At 43.6% G+C, this 17,122-nt stretch carries 13 protein-coding genes; 8 read left to right on the top strand and 5 right to left on the bottom strand.

Annotated elements, in window-relative coordinates:
• Window positions 1-49: 49 nt before the first annotated feature.
• Window positions 50-1,372, bottom strand: a complete 1,323-nt coding sequence (locus FTU50_RS01340) for an alpha/beta fold hydrolase (protein WP_180062612.1) — start codon at window positions 1,370-1,372, stop codon at window positions 50-52.
• Between the two features lie 307 nt (window positions 1,373-1,679).
• Here FTU50_RS01340 and FTU50_RS01335 point away from each other — a divergent pair, with 307 nt between their 5' ends.
• From FTU50_RS01335 to FTU50_RS01310, 7 genes are all read left to right on the top strand, one after another.
• Window positions 1,680-2,945, top strand: coding sequence for a glutamate-5-semialdehyde dehydrogenase (locus tag FTU50_RS01335; protein WP_180062611.1), 1,266 nt, complete (start codon window positions 1,680-1,682; stop codon window positions 2,943-2,945).
• A gap of 115 nt (window positions 2,946-3,060) precedes the next feature.
• Window positions 3,061-3,465: a hypothetical protein gene (locus FTU50_RS01330; protein WP_104489087.1), complete on the top strand. Its 405-nt coding sequence runs from the start codon at window positions 3,061-3,063 to the stop codon at window positions 3,463-3,465.
• A 314-nt stretch (window positions 3,466-3,779) separates the two neighbouring features.
• Entirely contained in the window at window positions 3,780-5,000 is a 1,221-nt protein-coding gene (locus FTU50_RS01325) for an acetate/propionate family kinase (RefSeq protein ID WP_075167436.1), read from the top strand.
• Window positions 5,001-5,049: 49 nt separating this feature from the next.
• A complete protein-coding gene (pta, locus tag FTU50_RS01320; RefSeq protein ID WP_160242801.1) occupies window positions 5,050-7,188 on the top strand; it encodes a phosphate acetyltransferase in 2,139 nt (712 codons plus the stop codon).
• Between the two features lie 118 nt (window positions 7,189-7,306).
• Window positions 7,307-7,489 carry a hypothetical protein gene (locus tag FTU50_RS15470; RefSeq protein WP_228721957.1) on the top strand — a complete coding sequence of 61 codons (183 nt, stop codon included), beginning with the start codon at window positions 7,307-7,309 and terminating at the stop codon, window positions 7,487-7,489.
• Between the two features lie 12 nt (window positions 7,490-7,501).
• A complete protein-coding gene (locus FTU50_RS01315; protein WP_257222767.1) occupies window positions 7,502-7,888 on the top strand; it encodes a hypothetical protein in 387 nt (128 codons plus the stop codon).
• A 552-nt stretch (window positions 7,889-8,440) separates the two neighbouring features.
• On the top strand, window positions 8,441-9,967 hold the full coding sequence (locus tag FTU50_RS01310; protein WP_005180157.1) for a fumarate hydratase: 1,527 nt from the start codon (window positions 8,441-8,443) through the stop codon (window positions 9,965-9,967).
• Between the two features lie 71 nt (window positions 9,968-10,038).
• Here FTU50_RS01310 and FTU50_RS01305 read toward each other — a convergent pair whose 3' ends face one another.
• The 4 genes from FTU50_RS01305 to tig form a co-directional block, all read right to left on the bottom strand.
• Window positions 10,039-10,752, bottom strand: coding sequence for a DUF2846 domain-containing protein (locus tag FTU50_RS01305; RefSeq protein ID WP_160240957.1), 714 nt, complete (start codon window positions 10,750-10,752; stop codon window positions 10,039-10,041).
• 168 nt (window positions 10,753-10,920) lie between these two features.
• Entirely contained in the window at window positions 10,921-12,231 is a 1,311-nt protein-coding gene (gene clpX / locus FTU50_RS01300) for an ATP-dependent protease ATP-binding subunit ClpX (RefSeq protein WP_075174636.1), read from the bottom strand.
• 27 nt (window positions 12,232-12,258) lie between these two features.
• Entirely contained in the window at window positions 12,259-12,864 is a 606-nt protein-coding gene (clpP, locus tag FTU50_RS01295; RefSeq protein ID WP_005180162.1) for an ATP-dependent Clp endopeptidase proteolytic subunit ClpP, read from the bottom strand.
• A 191-nt stretch (window positions 12,865-13,055) separates the two neighbouring features.
• The gene (gene tig, locus FTU50_RS01290) at window positions 13,056-14,387 is read right to left on the bottom strand and encodes a trigger factor (RefSeq protein ID WP_075167430.1); all 1,332 of its coding nucleotides are present in this window, start codon (window positions 14,385-14,387) and stop codon (window positions 13,056-13,058) included.
• A 245-nt stretch (window positions 14,388-14,632) separates the two neighbouring features.
• Between tig and FTU50_RS01285 the strand changes: the two genes are divergently transcribed.
• Entirely contained in the window at window positions 14,633-16,912 is a 2,280-nt protein-coding gene (locus tag FTU50_RS01285; RefSeq protein WP_180069287.1) for a TonB-dependent receptor domain-containing protein, read from the top strand.
• Window positions 16,913-17,122: the final 210 nt, after the last annotated feature.

The following is a 17,122-nucleotide window of genomic DNA, read 5'->3' as shown; positions in this document are numbered from 1 at the left end:
CCATAAAAAAACAGCGCCTTTGCGCTGTTTTATTTTTAGATACCTCAATTTAGGCAATTGCTGCCAGACAACCTTTTTGACGCTGGATATAACGCAGCAAACGCTCGGCAATATCAAAGCTACCATGTTTTAATAAAGCGCGAATCTGCTGATCCTGCACTTCAAAAATCAGGCACTCAATCTGGAAACTACCCTCTTCATCTTGGAGTGTCAGGGCCAAATCACGCTCATACTGCGCAGCCCGTTCTGCCTCTCCGTCTTCAAAACGTAGCAATACGCCAAAAAAGTTCAGATCGACAATTTCCGTGGCAAAGCTTAAATCGGAATGACGGTGCGTTAACTGACTAAATGGCTGTTGTACAGCAATGCGTTCTTCTCCACGGCGCTCCATGGTCAAGAGCTGGGCACGGGTCATGGGGATAATACCTTCTAACGACTGAATTGGTTCATCTCTTAAGAAGGTGGCAAACAGGCGCATGGTTTCTTTACGGCGCTGCAACTGCGGCACATGATCAGCATTGGCAATCATGGCAAATTCCATGTCCGGACATTGCAAGGCAAAATTGGCATTTTCATGTGGCAAGGTAAAACTGTCATACTGACCACAGGCCACCAGCACCTTGCACTGCGGAATAGGAACGTGAGTCAGGCGCAGCAGACGATTACAATTGATATCATAGCGTTCCTGTTCGGTGGCGGTGAATTCGGCCATTTGCCGGAAGAACAGCCGCTTGGCGGTTGGCGACATGCGGGTCGCTTCCAGCTTGGCATGATTGACCAGATATAAAATCACCGCCTGACCAAACTCATCCATACGCTGCTCTTTCATTAAATGCAGCGATTCTTCCAGCAGCATACGCCAGCTTTTCCGGGTCTTTTGCATGACACCCATCAGAATCATGCGGTCTATCAGTTCCGGACGCTGATGCGCCAAACAGGATGCCACCACAGAACCAAGGGACATGCCCAATACCGTGACCTGACTCAAGCCAACGATATCCAGCCAGCGGCCGAGCATGGCTGCCAGATCTTCCAGCTCCAGCGTACCGGCAGATATGCCAGTATCGACATTGCTGATTTGCTGGTTGGCGCCCATGGAAGGTAAGTCAATCAGAATAATCGGGCCGGCATCAAACAGTTGTTCAACACAGTATTTATAGGAGTTAAAATTCTGAAAAGCGCCCCCGATAATCACCATCGGCGTCATGTGCAAGGTGTCTGGGCGAGCAATCGCCATGTATTCAATCTTCCAACCGTCAATCCAGGTTGTACGCGCTGGCTGTTTGAAACTGTGCTTATCGTAAAGATCAAAAAAACCAAAGTGAGCACTTGACTGCCCGACTTCCGAGTCCATTTGGATAATGGAATTCATATTCCTTTCCTCCATTCTCGCGCTTATTTTTATTGTGCAAGAGATGATTTCTAAAATTGAGCAAAAATCGCATCCTGCTCTTTCATTGTTATTTGTATGACTTCAATGTCCATCGTGTTTCATTCTATACAGGTGTCGTTTTGACACGCAACCTCTTCTGCAACCACTTGTCTGCTTTTAAACAGGAAACAATTTCAAAATGTTTAGCGCTTTTCCGGCTTTCCTGCGGAAAATTCCATCAAACTGCTTCATTGTCCCGACCTAGACTGTTAATATCGAGGAGAAATTTCTAAGTGATCAAACCGCTATGCACGAGTCTATTGAACAATATATGCAAACGGTAGGACAACAAGCGCGCCAAGCTTCCGCAGTTCTGGCAAGTGCTTCTACCCAAACAAAAAACCATGCTTTATCTGCTATTTACACTGCACTTGAAAACAGTGAAACAGCAATTTTAGCTGCCAACCAGGTTGATATGACCAAAGGTCGCAACAACAATCTGGATAGCGCCCTGCTTGATCGCTTAGAACTGACTCCCCCGCGCTTTAAAGGCATGTTACAGGGCCTGAAAGATGTGATTGGCCTGCTTGACCCAATTGGTGAAATTACCGATATGGCCTATCGTCCGTCGGGCATCCAGATTGGCAAAATGCGAGTACCTTTGGGCGTGGTCGGCATGATTTATGAATCACGTCCGAACGTGACCTTAGAAGCAGCTTCGCTGGCGCTAAAATCAGGCAATGCCATTATTTTACGTGGCGGTTCAGAAGCGCTGGAATCGAATAAAGCCATTGCCGAAGCCATTCAGCATGGTCTGAAAACCGCAGGCTTGCCAGAAACGGCGGTACAGGTCATCAATACCCCAGATCGTGCTGCTGTGGGCCAGTTAATTACCATGTCAGAATATGTCGATGTGATTGTGCCACGTGGCGGTAAAGGCTTAATCGAGCGCATCACCAATGAAGCCCGTATTCCGGTAATTAAACATCTGGATGGTAACTGTCATGTCTTTGTCGAAGCACAGGCCGACTTGCAAAAAGCCCTACCGATTGCCCTGAATGCCAAAACCCATCGTTATGGCGTCTGTAATGCCATGGAAACCTTATTGGTGGATGAAGCCATTGCAGATGAGTTTTTACCTCGCATTGCCGAGCTGTATGCGGAAAAACAGGTCGAGCTCCGTGGCTGCGCCGAAACCCAGCGTATTTTAGGCGACAGCGTTCAAACGGCTAACGAAGACGACTGGTATACCGAATATCTTGGTCCGGTTCTGGCCATTAAAGTGGTGTCGGGTCTGGATGAAGCGATTACCCATATCAATAAATATGGCTCGCATCATACCGATGCCATTATTACTGAAAACTTCAGTCTGGCACGTCAGTTCATGGCCCGTGTTGATTCCAGTTCAGTGATGATTAACGCCTCTACCCGCTTTGCCGATGGCTTTGAATATGGTTTAGGGGCGGAAATTGGTATTTCTACCGATAAAATCCACACCCGCGGCCCAGTCGGTCTGGAAGGTCTGACCTCGCAAAAATGGGTGGTGTTTGGAGATGGCCAGATTCGCCAATAACTCACTTCTCTAAATATATGAATGTTCAGCCTTTGCGGAGGCTGAACATTTTTCTGCTGTTTTCCCTGTCTATTCCACCGTACACTGTCTTAAGAATGAGAATAAGAGGTGGACAATGTTCTATTATTTAATTGTGACCACATTTGTTCTGGCACTGCTGGTGTCATTTGTGGTGATGCGTATTTTTTCCAGTTCCATTAACCGTATTCTGGCGCGTATTATTCATGATCCGATTCATGAAGCCTGGGCCAGATATACCAAATTTGCCGGCATGGTGGTTGGAACATCCTCCGGAATCCGGATTTATGACATGGAAAAATACATTACCCCGCTCACCTATAGCAAAAACGACCAGAAAATTATTATTGAACTGACGCAGGAACGCTGGTTTCTGGAAATTTACCGCACCTTAATTGAAACCCTGCAAGGCTTGGCCTGGATGATGCTGGTATTTTTCATGGTGGCGCTATTTGCCTATGTGATTGTGCGCTGGTCGGAAATGAAGTATCAGAAACCTTGAATATGAAGGAATAAGAAATATTTTCAAACAGTTCTGTCAGATGCTTTGATTCAAGGCGTGTTATGGTAAAGAGAAGAACAACGCGACTGGACATGACTACTATTTTATTAATAAATGAAATCTATCAACCGATAAATTTTAGTTATTATTCCCGAAAGGGTCGATAGTGCTTAAGTCTAATCTCCTAAAGTCTATCTAGAAGCGATACCCATCCCATGATAAAAATTAGTTATTGATCAAGATTGCACCGTGTTGGAACAGGTGCAGATCAATACGGGATACAAATATTTCAATTAGAATTCGGGTAAAACAACGTGTCTACAACTGTATTAGTAATTAACTGCGGATCTTCTTCAATTAAATACGCGCTTGTTTCTGAACGTCGCGAAGACCGTATTTTTGGTTTGGCTGAAAATTTAGGATCTGCCGAGGCACGTATTAAAGGGATCACTGTCGGAGGTGAACCGCTCGAACTTTCTATTCCGCACGCAGATCATGAAAAAGCCTTAGAAACCATTTTATCGCGCTTGTCACAATACAATCCTCAAGCGATTGGCCACCGTGTGGTACATGGCGGCAGCTTGACCAAAGCCGAGCGCTTAACCCCAGAAATTATTCAACGCATTCGTGAAGCAACCCCACTGGCACCGTTACATAACCCGGCGCACCTGGTAGGCATTGAAGCGACCATGCGTTTATTCCCTGAATTACCTCAAGTTGCTGTATTTGATACGGCATTCCACCAAACTATGCCTGCGCACGCTTATCGTTATGCCGTGCCAAAATTCCTGTACACCGATCATAACGTACGTCGTTACGGCTTCCACGGCACCAGCCATGCCTATGTTTCTGAACGTGGTTCAGAACTGGCCGGCAGCCTGAAACAAGGCGGCTGGTTAACAGCGCACCTCGGCAATGGTAGCTCGACCTGTGCCATCTGGAACGGTGAAAGTGTAGATACCTCTATGGGCCTTACCCCACTTGAAGGTCTGGTGATGGGTACCCGTAGTGGTGATGTAGATCCATCTTTACACACTTTCCTGGCCAGCAACCTGGGTTGGGATATCTACAAAATTGACAAGATGCTGAACAGCCAAAGCGGTCTACTCGGTTTATCGGGCCTCTCTAACGATATGCGCACCCTGATTGAAGCCTCTGAACAAGGCAATGAAGATGCAACCCTGGCGATTGAAGTATTCTGCTACCGTTTAGCGAAATCTTTAGCAGCATTAAGCTGTGGCTTACCGCGTCTAGATGGCCTGTTCTTCACAGGTGGTATTGGTGAAAACTCGGCTTATATCCGTGAAAAAACCCTGTCTTACTTACCACACTTCGGCTTTAACTTTAGCAAAGAGAAGAATGACAGCCTGAAACGTGGTACTGAAGGTCGTATCGATAACGGTACTGGTCCTCAAATCTGGGTGGTTCCAACCGATGAAGAAGGCCGTATTGCCAAAGAAACCAGCGCGGTGGTGGAGTCTGAGTTGGGAGCAACTCCGGCAAAAAAGTCTGAATTAGAAACTGCGATTGCTTAAGCAATCGTTGTTTACCCTGTTTACTTTTGGCTGATTTGAATAATACCTTATGAAAACAATTCTACTTGTCCCGACTGGAGAAGGTGTTGGTCTAACATCTGCATGTTTAGGTCTGGTGTATGCTTTGGAGTGCCAGGGCATTAAACCCGGTTTTGTCAAACCTTTCTCTCAAGAATTACAGCCTGAAAACGAACGGACGACAGCGCTGTTTGAGCATGTCTCTAAAACCAAAACGGTTCAACCCATTCCTTATGCACAGGTGGTGCATCAACTAAGCCATGACCAGCAAGATGAATTACTAGAAGAAGCGGTTCGTTTACACCGTGAAGTGGCCAAACAGCATGACCTGATTATTGTCGAAGGCCTGTTACCGAATTTCCGTGACAGCTTCGCAGATGACCTGAATGCCCTGCTGGCTCAAGCCTTAGATGCACAGGTAGTGATTGTCAGCGGTGCTGACATCAACAATCCGCTTCGCTCTGCTGAACGGATTGAGCATCAGATTCGTAACTTTGGTGGTGCAGAATCGAACCGTTTACGCGGTGTACTGTTTATGCGTACCAAAGGTTTGCCAGAAGATTCTGCGCAAATTCCTGTGACGATTGATCCAAACTTGCGCTTACTGTCAGACACCAGCAAGTTTGTGGCCAGTATTCAGCAAACCTATAGCTACATTGGCACAGAAAAACTGCCAGTGATTGGTTTGGTACCATTTAGTAACACTCTGAGCGTGCCGCGCCTGTCTGATCTGGCAGCGCATATTTCTGCCCAGTGGATTCATGAAGGCGAAGCCAATACACGTCGTGTGTTACATAGCAGCCTGATTACTTCGAATATCGAGCATGAACTGCACAAATTTGTGGCCGGCGAACTGATTATTACTGCAGCTGACCGTACCGATGTGCTTCTAGCCAGCAGCCTGGCCAACAGCAACGGTATTCCTTTAGCGGGCTTAGTCTTAACCGAGCAGCATCAACCGAATGAGCAGGCCTTAAATTTCTGTCAAACTGCCATCAAGCAAGGTTTGCCTGTACTACATACCCCTTTAACCACCTTTGAAACTGCGCAACAACTCTCGACTTTCGGTAATGAAATTCCAGTCGATGATATTGAACGCGCCGAACAGGTGACCCGTTTTGTGTCCAGCCATATTGATCCGGAATGGTTAAACTCGCTGATTAGCGGTGCGCATAGCCCACGTTTATCACCTTCTGCCTTCCGTCATGAGCTGGTACAAAAATCAATTGCGGCGAAAAAACGCATTGTTTTACCTGAGGGTGATGAGCCACGTACAGTTCAGGCTGCGGCCATCTGCCAATCGCGTGGTATTGCACACTGCATCTTGCTGGCCAAACCAGAAGCCGTGGTTGAAGTGGCCAAAGCCCGTGGTATTGAATTGCCGCATGACTTAGAAATTATTGATCCAGACCTGATTCGCGAAAACTATGTCGAGAAAATGGTTGAGCTGCGTAAAGGCAAACTTAACGAATTACAGGCACGCGAACAGCTTCAGGATACGGTGGTTTTAGGTACCATGATGCTGGCGCTGGATCAGGTTGATGGCTTAGTTTCTGGTGCAGTACATACCACGGCCAATACCGTACGTCCGGCCTTCCAGCTAATTAAAACCGCACCTGAATATTCACTGGTATCTTCAGTGTTCTTTATGCTGCTGCCAGATGAAGTTTATGTGTATGGTGACTGTGCGATTAACCCGGACCCCGATGCAGAACAACTGGCTGAAATTGCCATTCAATCTGCTGACTCGGCCAAAGCCTTTGGTATTGACCCGCGTATTGCCATGATCTCTTACTCAACCGGAACTTCAGGTGCCGGTGCCGATGTAGAAAAAGTAGCGCAAGCGACTGAAATTGCCAGACAGCGCCGTCCAGACCTGCTGATTGATGGCCCGCTGCAATACGATGCTGCATCGGTTGAAAGCGTTGGTCGTTCTAAAGCGCCAAACTCTCAGGTGGCTGGTCGTGCCAATGTATTTATTTTCCCTGACCTGAACACAGGTAATACCACTTATAAAGCAGTACAACGTTCTGCCAATGTGGTGAGTGTTGGCCCAATGTTGCAAGGTTTGAACAAGCCGGTAAATGACCTGTCACGCGGTGCATTGGTCGATGATATTGTGTTTACCATTGCTCTAACTGCAATTCAGGCTGAACAGCAGTCTGCTTAAACAACTGTTTTTAACAAGCTCCGCTTCACCCACCCTGTCGAAAGATAGGGTGGTTTTTTAATTTAGACCAGACGTATCAAATACATCTCATTTTCTGTATAGGTTAGGTGGTAATCACATGCCTTTAACATTAAAAAATAACAACGAAGTTTTTAAACAGATCTTTGAAATCGCCAATCAATTTGACAAAGAGCAAGAAAATTATCTCATTGCGTATTCCCATTTTTTAAATTATTCCAAAAAGACAGATGTACTCACCTTGGATGACATTGTTATCGGCATCAGCTTTACCTATTCGTAGATGCCGACTATTTTGAAAAAAATTGATTTAACTGCAGCAGATGATCTGATCAAAATATTTAACAAAGCAAAACAAGGTCATCAATTAACAGTACCAGAACTTCAAACACTCAAAAGTGCATTCAATAACTCTCTTGTCGGTGTATCTAAATTGTTGCACTTTATTCATCCTGAACACTATGCGATTTGGGATAGCCGTGTATTTAGATTCTTAAGCGGCAACGAACCCCATAACTTCGCATTTAAACGTCCTGAAACTTATCTGGAATATCTAACGCTTCTGGACGAATTAAAAAATGAGGCGGTTTTTGAAAGTTTTTATCGTTTAATGCAAGACAAAGTGGGGTATCAGATTTCAGCATATCGAGCTTTAGAACTTGCCTTCTTTAAAGGAGGATAAAGCAAAGCTATAAACAAATTTTGAGAATTGAGAATTGAGAATTGAGAATTGAGAATTGAGAATTGAGAATTGAGAATTGAGAATTGAGAATTGAGAAAAATATTATTTTTATCAGCCTAAAATGAAAAAAGAAGATAAAGCTTAAGCTTGATCTTCTTTTTGGCCATACATCCAAGTTGCAGCGATATATACACAAAAGCCCGCAACCATCAAAATACCTGTTGTCATCTTTAAGGTCTCGTTTTTGGATGTGACAATTATGCGAAAGTTTTATGACAGTTATATGACAAAGCTGAAATATTTAAATTTTATTAAATAATTAAAATTCAACAACTTAATAAAATTTTATCTAAACTTAAGCTGTAATATGACATTAATTTCAGCTCAAATATGACAAAACCTCCTGCCAAATACAGTAAAAATCACCCAAAATCCCGCGTAAAAGCACCACTATAAACTTTCGGCCAATCCGCTTCTAAAACGCCCACAATGCCGTCATTTTGTCTTATAATTTAGCCCGCTAGCTATCAGCCCGCTCAAGAGAATTTTGATATGACAACTATTATCAAGCAAGATGACTTGATCACATCGGTTAAAGATGCGCTTCAGTTCATTTCTTACTATCACCCACAAGATTTCATCCAAGCGATGAGCCGTGCGTATGACCGTGAAGAAAACAAAGCTGCAAAAGATGCGATTGCACAAATCTTAATTAACTCTCGTATGTGTGCAGAGGGTCACCGCCCAATCTGTCAAGATACCGGTATCGTCAACGTATTCGTTGAAGTGGGCATGGATGTTAAATTTGATTTAACAATGAGCTTAGACGACGCAATTAACGAAGGTGTACGCCAAGGTTACTTAGAAAATTCGAACGTCCTGCGTGCATCTGTACTTGCTGACCCTGCATTTGGTCGTAAGAACACCAAAGACAACACCCCTGCGGTGATTTACCACAAACTGGTTCCAGGTAACAAAGTCGACATTACTGTTGCAGCCAAAGGTGGCGGTTCAGAAAACAAATCTAAACTGGCAATGCTCAACCCATCTGACTCTATCGTAGATTGGGTACTGAAAACTGTTCCAACCATGGGTGCAGGCTGGTGTCCACCAGGTATGCTTGGTATCGGGATCGGTGGTACTGCCGAAAAAGCCATGATGCTGGCCAAAGAAGCACTCATGGAAGAGATCAACATGGACGAACTGCTTCGTCGTGGTCCACAAAATAAACTTGAAGAACTTCGTATTGAAATCTTCGAAAAAGTAAACGCGCTGGGTATTGGTGCACAAGGTCTGGGCGGTTTAACCACTGTACTTGACATCAAGATTAAAGATTATCCTTGCCACGCTGCGGGCAAACCAGTCGGTATGATTCCGAACTGTGCTGCAACACGTCACGCACACTTCACTTTAGATGGTTCAGGCGTTGCCCATATTCAGGCACCACGTCTTGAAGATTATCCTGAAGTTACTTGGGACTCATCTTCGTCTAAACGTGTTGACCTCGACAACATCACCCAAGAAGAAATGAACTCTTGGCAACCAGGCGATACACTGCTGCTAAACGGTACCATCTATACCGGCCGTGATGCTGCACACAAACGTATGGTTGACATGCTCAACAACGGTGAAGAATTACCGGTTGATTTGAAAGGCAAGTTCATCTATTACGTAGGCCCTGTTGATCCAGTCGGTGATGAAGTGGTTGGCCCTGCAGGTCCGACAACAGCGACTCGTATGGACAAATTCACACGTCAAGTACTAGAAGCGACTGGCCTTTATGGCATGATTGGTAAAGCAGACCGTGGTCCTGCAGCCATTGAAGCGATTAAAGACAACAAAGCAACTTACCTAATGGCTGTGGGCGGTGCTGCGTACCTGGTATCTAAAGCAATCCGTGAAGCTGAAGTGGTTGCTTTTGAAGACTTGGGTATGGAAGCGATCTACAAGTTTGTAGTAAAAGACATGCCGGTATCTGTCGCAGTTGACGTAAACGGTACTTCTGTACACGCGACTGCGCCAAAAATCTGGCAAGCTAAAATTGGCAAGATTCCAGTGGTTGATGCCGCTGCTGGCTAATGAATGCTGTTGAAGCGATTAAAAAAGCACCCAAATCTGGGTGCTTTTTTATTTCTCAATATCAAGCATTTTTACCAGGTGCGTGGGTCCCACAATTTAAATGGCTTGGTCAACTGCACATCGCTGGCCGGGTCATAATCGGCATGTTTGATTTTTTGTGCCTTAGAGCGAATTTTACCGGTGCTCTGGTCTTCAGCCACAAAATTATAACTGTGCGATTTCAATTGAGTAAAAGCAATTTCATTGAGGCCTACCGTTTCCGGCATCATGATTAAGGGACCAGAAATCGTGCGGCGGGTACTGCTATTTTCTTCATCATATTTAATAAAATAGGACTTGCCTGCTTCAACGGAAAAATCCAGATACTTCGGCTTTTGGAAATGCTGCACACCTAAAGGACGACTGGTAGATAAACGATAATCCCCGGCAGGCAATTCAATCCAGTAATAATGATTATGCAGCAGGCTTGGGATGCGTTCGCTATTGATAAATAGGCTGGAGGCTACAATTTCCTGACGGTTCCAGCGTGAATCCGGACGATATAAATACACCACAGCGGCCTGATCATGCTGCGGCTGAATGGCTTGAAAGCGCTGACCCAATTTCTGATTGACCCAACCGCCAATGGTAAACATGCCAAAGCGGTACTGTTCCAGCAAACTCGGCTTTTCGTTCTGATCAATAGCTTTTAACGTAGAGGTGGGCGGCAGTTGCGCCTCGGTTGACGACTTCCCATGACAGCCAGCCAATGCGACAGCCAGAAATACGATTGATATAGCACGCATGAACATCCCTCATTCCTTCGTTTTTATTTTTACACTTAACACTTTTTCAATATTTTTATTGGGTTTGGCATCCAGGCCCTGATGCAGAGATTAGCACTCTGTCTTGTTTTTTCAAATAAAAAACGTGCGAAAACCGTTGATTTCCGCACGTTTCTGACGAATAGCGTCTTAAGCCGTTTTTGAATTCACGACTTTTAAATCGGCTTTCGGCTGTTCTACCGCAGCTTCTTTACTTTGACGTTCCGGTTTTAATTCTGGCTTGGCCTGACCATTAATCACTGCCTCCGTGATAATAACCGTGCCTACATCACTACGACTTGGCAAGTCATACATGATTTCAAGCAAGGCATTTTCCAGAATTGAACGCAGACCACGCGCACCTGTATTACGTTCCAAGGCTTTTTTCGCCACCGCACGTAATGCAGCGTCATCAAAGATCAGGTCGACATTTTCCATCTCGAACAGATATTCGTATTGACGCGTCAAGGCATTCTTCGGCTCGGTCAGAATCTGCATTAATGCGTCTTCATCCAGCTCATCCAGTGTTGCAATGACTGGCAAACGGCCAATAAATTCCGGAATTAAACCGAATTTCACCAAATCTGTTGCTTCAACCTGACGGAACAGTTCAGACAGCTTTTTGCTTTCATCCTTGTTACGTACTTCAGCGGTAAAGCCAATACCACCTTTTTCCTGACGTTGCTGCACAATTTTCTCTAGACCCGAGAATGCACCACCACAGATAAACAGGATGTTGGAAGTATCAATCTGGATAAATTCCTGCTGCGGATGCTTACGGCCACCCTGCGGTGGAATAGAGGCCACTGTGCCTTCAATCATTTTCAGCAAGGCCTGCTGCACACCCTCGCCCGATACATCACGGGTAATCGACGGGTTTTCAGACTTACGGGTAATCTTGTCGATTTCATCGATATAGATAATGCCTTTTTGCGCCTTTTCGACATCATAATCGGCTTTTTGCAGCAGCTTCTGCACGATGTTTTCAACATCTTCACCCACATAACCGGCTTCGGTTAAGGTGGTGGCATCGGCCATGGCAAACGGAACATCCAGCAAACGCGCTAAAGTCTGTGCCAATAAGGTTTTACCCGAACCGGTTGGACCCACCAGCAGGATATTACTTTTGGCAATTTCGACTGCATCATTGGTTTTCTGACCGTTATGCGTCACTTTCAGACGCTTATAGTGGTTATAAACTGCCACTGATAAGGTCTTTTTCGCCAGGTCCTGACCAATCACGTATTGATCCAGTGCAGCGCGAATTTCATGCGGTTTTGGCAACGGACGGGCGGCCCAGTCACTCGACTCAACTTGTTGACTGGTCTGAACCAGATCCAGGCATACGTCCACACATTCATTACAGATATATGCGTCCTCGCCTGCAATCAGCTTCCCGACTTCAGACTGCGTTTTACCGCAAAATGAACAATGTTTTTGTCCTTGAGGATGTTCGGACATATTCTCTCCAATTTAAATCTTTAAAACTTATGGACGCTTAGATAACACTTCGTCCACTAAACCGTATTCTTTGGCCTGCTGTGCAGTCATAAAGTTATCACGGTCGGTATCTTTGGCCACTTTTTCATAGTCCTGGCCACTGTGCTCTGCCATCAAACGGTTCAAGCGCTCTTTAATGAACAGGATTTCACGCGCATGAATTTCAATATCAGAGGCCTGACCACGGAAACCGCCTAAAGGCTGGTGAATCATGACCCGGGCATTTTCCAGGCAGTAACGTTTGCCTTTGGCACCGGCATTCAGCAGGAATGCACCCATTGACGCTGCCTGCCCCATACAGTAAGTCACCACATCTGGCTTGATAAACTGCATGGTGTCATAAATCGCCATACCGGCAGTGACTGAACCGCCTGGCGAGTTAATGTATAAATGAATATCCTTATCTGGGTTCTCTGCCTCTAAAAACAACATTTGCGCCACAATCAAGTTGGCCATGTTGTCTTCAACCTCACCCGTTAAAAAAATCACCCGTTCACGCAAAAGACGTGAATAAATATCAAAAGAACGCTCACCACGAGATGATTGCTCAACGACTACTGGAACCAATGCGTTATCAATTGATGGAACATACATACGTTTATTTATTCCTAAATTCTTGTGAGTTCACCCATGATCACAATATGAGGGATAATCATCTAAATTGCAAAATATTCACCCACAATTCATGGATATTTTTTGCATAAGCTTTGTAAACTTTAAAACCATCCAAGTTTTTATATTATATAAAAAAGGCGCCTTAGGCGCCTTTTTTACTTCAGCTGAAATTAGCCTTGTTGACGAGCTTGTTGCTCTTTCAATAAGTCTTCGTAGCTGACTTGTTTGTCAGTCACTTTTGCAGCTGCAAGAATGTGATCAACCACTTGGTCTTCTAACACAACTGCTTCAATTTGAGCACGTTGCTGTTTGTCATTTTTGAAGTATTCAATTACTTCATTTGGATCTTCATAAGAAGATGCCATATCTTCGATGTAAGCATCAACACGTGCAGCATCCACTTCAAGTTTCGCGTCTGCTAAAACTTTGCTCACCAATACGCCAAGTTTTACAGATTTTTCAGCTTGTTCTTTGAACAGTTCGTCTGGAAGCATGCTTGAGTCAAATGCTTTCGCACCTTGCGCACCAAACTGCTGAGTGAACTGTTGGATCATTTGTTGACGTTGACGGTCAATTTCTTGCTTAACCATAGATTCAGGAACTTCGATTTCGTTCGCAGCAACCAGTGCATCAAACGTTGCACCTTTCACCTGGTTACGAAGACCGTTTTTCACTTCACGTTCCATGTTTTTACGAACGTCAGCTTTTAACTTTTCAACACCTTCTTCTTCAGTTAAACCAAAGATTTTTAAGAATTCAGCATCAACTTCTGGAAGTTTTTGTTTTTCAACCAGTTTTACATTGATTTTGAACTGAGCTGCTTTACCTGCCAGCTGTTCAGCTTGGTAGTCTTCCGGGAAAGTTACATCAATAACTTTCTCTTCGCCTTTTTTCATGCCCACGATGCCGTCTTCAAAGCCCGGGATCATACGGCCAGAACCTAATACCAGTTTGAAGTCTTCAGCAGAACCACCTTCAAATTTCTCGCCATCTACTGTGCCTTCGAAATCAAAAGTGACTTGCATGTCTTTTTTCGCCATGCCTTTGGTTTCAGCCCAAGTTGCGCGCTGCTTTTGCAGGTTTTCGATCATTTGATCTACATCTTTGTCGCTAACTTCAGATGCTTTACGCTCAACTTCCAGACCTTCGAATTTCACTTCAACTTCTGGATAAACTTCAACAGTCGCTTCATATACTAAAGCGTCGTCTTTCATTTCAGTTTTTTCAATGTTTGGCATACCAACAGCATTGATTTTTTCTTGTTGGATTGCTTCAAATACGGTGTCACGAATGATGTCGTTTACAACTTCTTGATAGATACCCGCGCCATATTCACGACGTACAACGTTTACAGGCACTTTACCTGGACGGAAGCCGTTAATCTTCGCAGTTTTAGCTGTGCGTTTTAAGCGAGCTTCGAACTGCTCGTTAATACGGCTCGTCGGTACAGATACATTTAAACGACGGGCAACGCCCGAAACCGCTTCAGAAGTTACTTGCATGGCTTCCTCGATATTTAGTAATAACAGTTTTTAAAAAAGTGCCATATTATATGACAACATTTAAAGATATACAAAATAACAAGCGATCAGAACAATTTTTCGGCTTAAATTCTTCATATTCCCTTCGCTATTTTTATCTATTGTCTAATATTTGTTGCAAATGATAAGTACTATCATTAATATTCAATGGTTTTTAACTCATATTTTTAACTATTCTTCTTATATCCCAATACTGGAATTCGGTTATGCGCACCTTTAATCTTCGCCCGCTTTCGCTCGCGATTCTTGGAATTTCTGCTAGTTCCGCATTTGCAAATACAACCACTGAAACTACAGCTGACCCGACACATCAATTATCCACGATTGTGGTTTCTGCGGCAGGTTATGAACAAAAAATTAAAGACGCACCGGCTTCTATTACAGTTCTTACCGAAGAAGATTTTAAAACGAAACGCATTACCTCATTAGCAGATGCATTAAAAGGTGTAGAAGGTGTAGATATTAGTCCTGCAGCAGGGAAAACAGGAACATTAAATATCCGTATGCGCGGTATGCCTTCGGAATACACCCTTATTCTTATTGATGGTAAACGTCAAAATAGTGTTGGCAGTATTACACCCAATGGTTTTACAGAGTCTAACAATAATTTTATTCCCCCAATTTCTGCAATTGAGCGGATTGAAGTGATCCGTGGCCCAATGTCTACCCTATATGGTTCAGATGCAATGGGCGGTGTAATTAATATTATTACTAAAAAGGTTGCAGACACATGGACAGGTTCGTTCAGCCTTAATGGAACCCTGTTACCTAATAGCTCAGAATTTGGTAATCAATATGCAGCTGAAATCTTTACATCAGGTCCTTTAGTTCAAGACCTATTAGGCTTACAATTGCGCGGACGTAAAGCAGAAAGACAACAATCTTATATTACAGTACCTGGTACAGACGGTACTAAACAGTTAGCACAAGGTAACAGCCCAACTAAATCGGATATTGAAACATTTGGTGGACGATTAACTTTTACTCCTCACCCAGATCATACATTTGCTCTTGACTTTGAGAATACACAACAGTGGTTTGATAACAGCCGTGGTCAATTAGGAACCTATCTAAATGATAATGGAGAGGTACTCACTCCAGATGCCACCCAAGGTTATGGCCCAAGTCAAGAATATGAACGTAACAAAGGCTATATTTCACATGAATGGCAAACCGATTTTGGTCGCTTAGAGAGCAGCATTTCTCATGTTGAAACAGAAACTGTGGGGCGTTATTTACCAGCTGGAATGCTCAGCACTGCAGAAAAACAAAACTTTATCAACCGTGAGCTAAAAAGCGAAGATACGTATTTCGATACTAAATTTACAACCCAATACTTTGCCAACCATAATATTACTGTTGGTGGGCAATGGTGGGATGCAAGCCAAAAAGATGGTATTCGTCGTCAGAACCCTGAGCTAAGTTTTGAGCAATATGGTCTTTTTATTGAAGATACATGGTCAATTTTACCTAATCTTAATTTAACTTTAGGAGGACGTTTTGATGACCATAGCTCATTTGGTGATTTCTTTACACCACGTGCTTATTTAGTATGGAATATGAATGACCAGTGGACTGCTAAAGGTGGTTACGCTGAAGGCTATAAAGTTCCACGTTTAGAACAATTAACTCAAGGTTTATCAAATGTAGCTAGCCAAGGTCGCTCGCCTGTTTTAGGAAATATTAACCTACAGCCTGAAACTAGTGAAAATATGGAGCTTGGCATTTATTTTGACAACCTACAGGGCTTTAACGCGAACGTAACTTTATTCCAGAATAAAACAAAGGATAAGATCACCACTACAGGTGCAGACTATGCCTTAGTTCATATTCGTCAAAGTGATGTTGATAAATTAATTAGCAATGGTACTTATGTTCCAGGCGTAAGTTACAATGGCCGTCCAATCGGATTCGATTGTACAGGTAATCAAGCTGCATGTGATGCTCAATTCAATGAATGGGGTATTGACTGGACTACAGCAGCCAATCGCAATTTAACTCTAGCACGTCCTTATAATGCTGAAGAAGCTGAAAGTCATGGTGTAGAAGTGGCTGCAAGCTATCAGGTTAATGATCAGTGGAAAGTTTCAGGTAACTACACCTGGACCGAAGGTGAGTTAACTGATTCTTCTGGAAAAACTATTGACGACACAGACAACGCTAAACATGTAGCAAACGTACTTGTAAATTATCAGCCTGCAAGCAATGCCTCACTTTGGTTACGTGGAGAATATCGTAGTAGCCAAGTGCGTAAAGAAGGAAACGTAAAAAATACCCTTGGTGATTATAAGGGGTATACTCAATGGCACTTAGGTACTAATTACTCAGTAAATGACAATATTGATATTGGTGTAGCCTTATATAATATCTTTGATGTTGATTTTGTTGATTATCAATACGTGACCTTAGAAGATGCTTATTATAACCGCTATCTCAACACCCAAGAAGGTCGTCGTGTTCAGTTAAGCACTACCTTTAAGTTCTAAAAACTACTCTTCCCCAAAACCCTGCCCCGGCAGGGTTTTTTAATTCTAAAAACCGATCAAATTAAATCAAAAATACGATTATTCAAATATTCTTATTGATTTATTTCATTAAATGCGAGCAATCCATAAATATTTTCTTGATTGTTTAGCTTGTTTTAACCAATCTCCATATTGTTACTGAGAATTATTATCACTAAAATTCGCATTACT

Source organism: Acinetobacter sp. YH12112 (genome assembly GCF_013418945.1).
Lineage (GTDB): Bacteria > Pseudomonadota > Gammaproteobacteria > Pseudomonadales > Moraxellaceae > Acinetobacter > Acinetobacter indicus.
The sequence above is the reverse complement of the archived record's forward strand: the minus strand, read 5'-3'. Positions and strand labels throughout refer to the sequence as shown.